Below are 6,400 nucleotides of genomic sequence, written 5' to 3'. Positions count from 1 at the left end.
GGGGTGGAAGTCTTGCGTCCGATGCATATCCGGCGCGGGAGGTGTCGCATTTGCCCCCTCCCTTGCGCGCAGCGCAGGGGAGGGGTGCTTTGGCTCTTGTGCTTTTGCTCCTGCCAATCCCCAGTCCCTAGTCCCGGAACTTCAGGCACAAAAAAAGGCCAGATCTTTTGATCTGGCCTTTTTTATAAATGGCAGCCCCGGAAGGATTCGAACCTCCGAATGTCTGAGTCAGAGTCAGATGCCTTACCGCTTGGCGACGGGGCTATGCTGCGTGAAGATTATCGCACACCCGGTCTGTTGATTGGCCTGGGTATGGCGGTCTGGAGTAGAAAAAAGGCCTGATCTTTCGATCAGGCCTTTTATGTTTGGCAGCCCCGGAAGGATTCGAACCTCCGAATGTCTGAGTCAGAGTCAGATGCCTTACCGCTTGGCGACGGGGCTGTAGTGCAGGTTAAACCTGCGTCCCATGGTGGCTATAGGTGGACTCGAACCACCGACCCCAGCATTATGAGTGCTGTGCTCTAACCGGCTGAGCTACATAGCCTTGGGAGCCGGTAATTCTGGTGGTGTCGTGACGTTTTGTCAACAGGTTTTTCTGTGCTTGTGGCATGACAGCAGCCATGGCAGAGTCCCCGGCAGTAGAAATTTTAGGAGTCCGCATCGTGATCGATCCGGACGGCTATCGACCGAACGTCGGCATAGTGCTGATGCGGGAAGACGGGCAGGTGTTCTGGGCACGACGCGTGCGCCGGGATGGCTGGCAGTTCCCGCAAGGTGGCATGAATACCGATGAAACCCCGGTCGAGGCCATGTATCGCGAATTGCAGGAAGAAACCGGCCTGCTGCCTGAACACGTTGAAGTCCTGGGGGCGACCCCCGGTTGGCTTCGCTACCGGCTGCCCCCGCGGGCCATCCGCCATACCGAAAAGCAGGTCTGCATCGGTCAGAAGCAGGTCTGGTTCCTGCTGCGCCTGACCGGTGACGAGGCGCATGTGCGGCTGGATGAGACTGATACCCCAGAGTTCGACCACTGGCGTTGGGTCGACTTCTGGTATCCGGTGGAGCATGTGGTCATCTTCAAGCGTGGCGTCTACGCGCGCGCGCTGCGCCACTTGGCGCCCCTGGCGCGGGGTATCGCAGGCCAGGGGGTGCAGGCGATGCCTGCGTCCGCCCAGGAGGCCTGGATGCCGGGTAGCAGTGCTGGCCACGAGCGGCCGCGCAAGCGCCCGCGGCGTGCAGGCGTTTGGCGCGGGAAGAAGATTAATAATGATTAATGCCCGAAATTGACAACCATTCGCATTTGCGATTGAATGCTGGCACGGCCGATACGTGCCGGGTTCAGGGGCGTTACGCCGTGTACGTTTGCATCTGCAATGGAGTTACCGATCACCAGATCCGGGAAGCCGCGCTTGCCGGCTGTGACTCGGTGTCTGAGCTGACCATGCGTACCGGTTGCGGCTCCAATTGCGGTTCCTGCCTGGACATGGCGGCGGGTCTGCTGGAGCAGGCGCGCGCTACCCGCGAGCTGCCCTTGCCGCTGCTGCGGGCGGCCTGAGCAGGCCTTGTGGCCAGCGCCAACGGCGTTGGCTAATGATCACGATTCGCGTTCCTTCATTGTCTGCCGGCAACCGGTAAAGTGCGCTCGTTCCCCTAGTCGGAGTCAGCGCCATGAAAGGCGACGCCAAGGTCATCGAATTTCTCAACAAGGTCCTCTACAACGAGTTGACCGCCATCAACCAGTACTTCCTGCACGCCAAGATGTTGAAGAACTGGGGCTTGAATGAGCTGGCCGAACACGAATACAAAGAGTCGATCGACGAGATGAAGCACGCCGATGTGCTCTCCGATCGCATTCTGTTCCTCGAAGGTCTGCCCAATTTCCAGGCGCTGGGCAAGCTGCGCATCGGCGAGAACCCCACCGAGATCCTCAAGTGCGATCTGGCGCTGGAGAACGAGGCGGCACTGGTGCTGCGCGATGCAGTTGCCTATGCAGAGTCGATCAGCGATTACGTCAGCCGCGAGTTGTTCGTGAAGATCCTCGACTCCGAGGAAGAGCACATCGATTGGCTGGAAACCCAGCTTGATCTGATCGAACGCATCGGCGAGCCGAACTACCTGCTCACCAAGCTGGAAGACTGATCCCGCCGCAGCGGGATCACTCCTGCGCCTGTGTGCGCTGGTCGGCCTGATAGCCGGCCAGCGCCATGCGTGCGCGCGAGAATTCGGCCACGATCAGCGCCACCATCACGGTGGGCCGCTCCAGCGTGCCACTGCGCGCGCCGTGCTCTAGCCGGCGCGCGGCTTCGGACAAGGCCAGTACGCCGACATTGGCGCTTGAGGATTTCAGGCTGTGCGCGAGCTCGCCCAGTCGCTTCAGGTCGGGCATCACCGCTGCTTCCTGCAGATGCCGCACCAGTTGCGGGGTCTCGTCCAGGAACACGTCGATGATGGCGTTGATCTCGTCCCCGGCAATCTCGAACAATTCATCCAGCACGCTGCGCTCCAGTATCGAGGCGGTGATGCCATCGGTATGGGCGGTGGAGGCGGCGGCCAATGCATTGGCGGAGAGGTCGGTGCTGGGCATGCTGGTAACCGGGTCGGCAGTTGCGGTGGATGCCGGCTTGAAGGCCAGCAGGCAGTTCAGGAGTTGCGCGCGGGAGATGGGTTTGGACAGGTACTCGTCCATGCCGCTGTCCAGGCAGCGCTGGCGGTCGCCGGCCATGGCGTTGGCGGTCATGGCGATGATCGGCAGGCGGCTGCTGGCGCCGCTGCTGGCTTCGTGTTCGCGCCAACGGCCGGTGGCGGCAAAGCCGTCCAGTACCGGCATCTGGCAGTCCATCAGCACCGCGTCGTAGCGTTTTGCATGCATCTTGTCCAGGGCGATGGCGCCGTTCTCAGCGGCCTCGGTGCTGGCACCGAGCACTTTCAGCAGTTTCTGCGCGACCATCAGGTTGACCGAATTGTCCTCGACCAGCAGCACCAGCATGCCGCTCAGGTCGGCGCCTGTGTTGGCGTTGCTGGTGACAGCGGCTGGCGGTGTCACCGGCTTGCCTTGCGCGCTTGCCGGCAGGCTTGTTGCTGCAATTGTTGTCGCTGTCGAAGTGGACGCTTTCGCAACAGGCGTTGTTGCAGCCGCAAAGGCGCTGCTCGGCAGGAGTGCAGGAGGTGGGCTGGCAGCAAGCTGCAGCGGTTCGGCCAGGGCATTGCGCAGCTGGGTATCGGGCAGTTGACGCGGTAGCAGGGTGGCACCATCGCGCAGTACATCAGCGACCGCAGCGTCGCCATACAGCCATAGCAGCCGTGGGCGGCTGTCCGTCATGCGCTCGACCGCCCGCTGCAGGGCCGGGGCGCTGTTGCGCAGTGGCTCCAGGTCACCAATCACCGCATGGAAAATGCCCGACACGGTGGGCATGCGCAGGCGCTCCAGTGCTTCCTGCAGGTTGTTGGCGACCACCAGCTGGTAGCCCCAGTTCGGCAGTATCAACTGCAGCCGCTGACGCAGTCGTGGCTCGGGGGTAACCAGCAGAACCTGGCGCACTTTGCGCAGGTGATCGGGCTGGTGCAGGTCGCCGATGACTTTCAACAGCGGAATTTCAAACCAGAAGGTGGAGCCGCGCAGGGGCTCGGAGTGCACGCCGATGCTGCCGTGCATCAGGTCGACGATGCGCTTGCAGATGGCCAGCCCCAGCCCGGTGCCGCCGTACAGGCGGGTAGTCGATGCATCGGCCTGGGTGAAGGCGTTGAACAGCCGCTGTTGCTGGCTGGTATCCACGCCGATGCCGGTGTCACGTACTTCAAAGCGCAGGCGGTGCTGCGCCGCGGTTTCGCCCAGGCGCCTTACGTGGATGCTGATTTCGCCAAGCTCGGTGAACTTGATCGCATTGACCAACAGGTTGCCCAGTATCTGCCGCAGGCGCACCGGGTCGCCGCGTACCGACAGGCGCACCGCTGGATCGATGTGCAGCGACAGGCGCAGACCCTTGTGCTCGGCCGCGCGTTGCATCAGCCGCAACATGCCGTCCAGGGTTTCGCGCAGGTTGAAGGTGGTGATTTCAAGCTCCAGCCGGTTCGCTTCCAGCTTGGAGTAGTCGAGGATGTCGTCGACGATGCGGAACAGCTGGCGTGAACTGTCGGTGGCGGTATCGAGCATGTTGCGCTGATCCAGGCTCAGCGTGCCCTGTGCGACGAGTTCCAGCATCGGCAGGATGCCGTTCAAGGGCGTGCGGATTTCATGGCTCATCGTGGCCAGGAATTCGCCCTTGGCCAGGGTGGCGGCTTCGGCGGCCTGCTTGGCCTGCAGCAGTGCTTCCTGCAGCGTGCTGTGGTCCTGTGCGGCAGCCTGCAGTCGGGTGTTTTCCAGTGCCCGCTCTTCGAGCTGCAGTTGCAGGGCATGTGCCTGCTGCAGTTGCCGGCTGGCGCTGATCGCTGCCACCAGCGCAGCGACCGCTGCGACGCCAGCGCTGGCGGTGGCGGCGACAGCAGGGACAGCGGGGATGAAGCTGGCCGCGCACGCGGCCCCGGCGCAGCCTGCTGCCAGCAGTGCCCAACCGCGCGCAGCGCCCGACGCAGCCGCGCTCACAGCACCGCGTTCTGGAAGTCGAAGTTGAGCTCGCTGCCTGCGCGTTGCACCACGTTGCCCTGGATGAAGTCGATACCGCCCATCCACATCGCCGCCGCGGCCTGCGGATCTTCGATCTGCTGGCCAATGATCTGCAGGTTGGCGCGGTGGGCAAGGTCGATGGTGCTGCGCAGTTCGTCACGCAGCTTCTGGTTGGTGTGGCTTTCGGCGTAGCGTGCGGCCATGCGTACGAAGCTCAACGGCAGCTGGCTCAGCAATGCGTTGGCCTCGGCACCGGGTTCAAACTGGCTCAGGCAGAACTGCACGCCGGCTGGCATCAGCTGCGCGCAGAACTGCTGCAGGCTTACCGCATGTACCAATGCATCGGACAGGCGCACATCGATGACCAGGCCATTGCCGGCGACCTGGCGTTCCTGCAGTGCGTTGAGCAGCCATTCGGCATAGGCGCTGCGCGACAGCGAGCGCAGCGACTGCGACACGAACAGACGCATTGGCGGCTGCGCGAACTGGTACAGGTGCAGCAGGCCCAGCGCGTGTTCGACGACCTGCTGATCAAGGTCGGCGATGCGTCCGGCAGCTTCGGCCGCAGGAATCACCTGGCCGGCAGACAGCAGGCTGCCATTGCTCTGGCGCAGGCGCAGCAGCAACTGGTACTGCGCGGTGTCGCCGCCAGCGACGGCGACGATGGGCTGGTAGGCCAGTTCGATCTGGCCATCGAGCAGGGCCAGGTGTTCGTTGTTGATGGCGACGTCGTTGCTCTCATAGGAAGCAATGCCGGTGCTGCTCAGGCGTGCCTGCAGGGCGGTGCGCTCCACCGCTTCCAGCGCGGTATCGGCATCGGCCAGGTCCTGCGACAGCTTGGCGTAGCCCACCACGCAGCGCAGGAACACGGATTCGTCTTCGCGTGGTGCAAACGGCTGCGCCGACAGGCCATCACGGACCTGCTGCGCCAACGCCGGCACTGCCGCTTCTTCGATGCCGCGGGTAAGCAGCAGGAAGCTGTTGTCGTTGAGCCTGGCCAGCTGGTGCGGGCGCAGGTTCTCGGCCAGGCGTTGCCCGGCCTGCACCATCAAGCGCTCGTAGCTGGCATAGCCATAGCGCTCGCGCAGCCCCAGGGCGCTGGCGATCTCGATGAACATCAGGCCCGCTGGTTGCTGCTCGCTGATGGCGGCCTGCAGTTGTTGCATCACGTTGTGACGGGTCGGCAGGCCGGTCTCGGGATTGTTCATCAACGGGCCGGCGTCGGCCTTGCCCGGTGCCTGCATGCGATTGCGGCGGATGCGGTTGGCGACGGCGGCGACCAGGTGGCGCGGCCGGATCGGTTTGACCAGTACATCGTCGGCACCACAGTCGAGCACTTCGAACTGGCGGTCGGGGTCGGCTTCGCCGGTCAGGAACACGATCGGCAGCAGTTGCTGGTGTGGCTGCTGGCGGATCATCGCGGTCAGCCGCATGCCGTCGAGTCCGGGCATGTGCAGATCCATCAGGATCAGGTCCGGGCGGTGTTCGCTGATGGCCTGCTGCACACCTTCCACGTCCATCTGCACGAAGGCCTGCATGCCGGCGCCGTGCAGCACGCTTTGTGCAAACAGTGCCTGAGAGCGGTTGTCCTCGACGATCAGCACGCGGTAGGGCGTGTCATCGCCGACGTCGCTGGCCATGGCTGCCGCAGTTGCGTCGGCGTTGGGTTTGAGCTGCGCCTGCACGGCTTCGGTGGGCGGCGCATTGCGCACACTCCAGCGCTGCCAGTAATCGGCTGGTGGGGTTTCCGCACGTAGCGGGCGGTTGGGTGCGGTGAGAGTGTCGTTGCTGGCCATCGAG

5 protein-coding genes and 3 tRNA genes are annotated in these 6,400 nt (G+C 63.6%); 3 read left to right on the top strand and 5 right to left on the bottom strand.

The genetic code is table 11. The features are described 5' to 3' along the window. Positions 1-189 precede the first annotated feature (189 nt). The 3 genes from ACVOL0_RS13440 to ACVOL0_RS13430 all read right to left on the bottom strand — a co-directional run bounded on the left by ACVOL0_RS13440 (position 190) and on the right by ACVOL0_RS13430 (position 544). Positions 190-264: transfer RNA gene (locus tag ACVOL0_RS13440), tRNA-Gln, on the bottom strand. A gap of 102 nt (positions 265-366) precedes the next feature. Then, positions 367-441, bottom strand: a tRNA-Gln gene (locus tag ACVOL0_RS13435). A gap of 26 nt (positions 442-467) precedes the next feature. Continuing rightward, a tRNA-Met gene (locus ACVOL0_RS13430) sits at positions 468-544 on the bottom strand. Positions 545-662: 118 nt separating this feature from the next. Here ACVOL0_RS13430 and ACVOL0_RS13425 point away from each other — a divergent pair. From ACVOL0_RS13425 to bfr, 3 genes are all read left to right on the top strand, one after another. Beyond that, on the top strand, positions 663-1,274 hold the full coding sequence (locus ACVOL0_RS13425) for an RNA pyrophosphohydrolase (RefSeq protein WP_481549530.1): 612 nt from the start codon (positions 663-665) through the stop codon (positions 1,272-1,274). 80 nt (positions 1,275-1,354) lie between these two features. After that, complete coding sequence (locus ACVOL0_RS13420; RefSeq protein ID WP_481549529.1) at positions 1,355-1,555, top strand: (2Fe-2S)-binding protein; 201 nt, start codon at positions 1,355-1,357, stop codon at positions 1,553-1,555. 113 nt (positions 1,556-1,668) lie between these two features. After that, entirely contained in the window at positions 1,669-2,139 is a 471-nt protein-coding gene (gene bfr / locus ACVOL0_RS13415; RefSeq protein WP_481510232.1) for a bacterioferritin, read from the top strand. Between the two features lie 16 nt (positions 2,140-2,155). Here the strand turns inward: bfr and ACVOL0_RS13410 are convergent, their stop codons facing one another. Both ACVOL0_RS13410 and ACVOL0_RS13405 read right to left on the bottom strand, forming a co-directional pair. Beyond that, positions 2,156-4,579, bottom strand: a complete 2,424-nt coding sequence (locus ACVOL0_RS13410) for an ATP-binding protein (protein WP_481549528.1) — start codon at positions 4,577-4,579, stop codon at positions 2,156-2,158. Beyond that, complete coding sequence (locus ACVOL0_RS13405; RefSeq protein ID WP_481549527.1) at positions 4,576-6,396, bottom strand: EAL domain-containing protein; 1,821 nt, start codon at positions 6,394-6,396, stop codon at positions 4,576-4,578. Before ACVOL0_RS13405 ends, ACVOL0_RS13410 begins: the two co-directional genes overlap by 4 nt. Positions 6,397-6,400: the final 4 nt, after the last annotated feature.

It is taken from the genome of Stenotrophomonas sp. STEN021, assembly GCF_056760175.1.
The sequence above is the reverse complement of the archived record's forward strand: the minus strand, read 5'-3'. Positions and strand labels throughout refer to the sequence as shown.

What these genes read in the sequence shown, in the direction of transcription:
- bfr (WP_481510232.1), top strand. Translation starts at nt 1,669, where the DNA reads ATGAAAGGCGACGCCAAGGTCATCGAATTTCTCAACAAGGTCCTCTAC.
- ACVOL0_RS13405 (WP_481549527.1), bottom strand. Translation starts at nt 6,396, where the DNA reads ATGGCCAGCAACGACACTCTCACCGCACCCAACCGCCCGCTACGTGCG.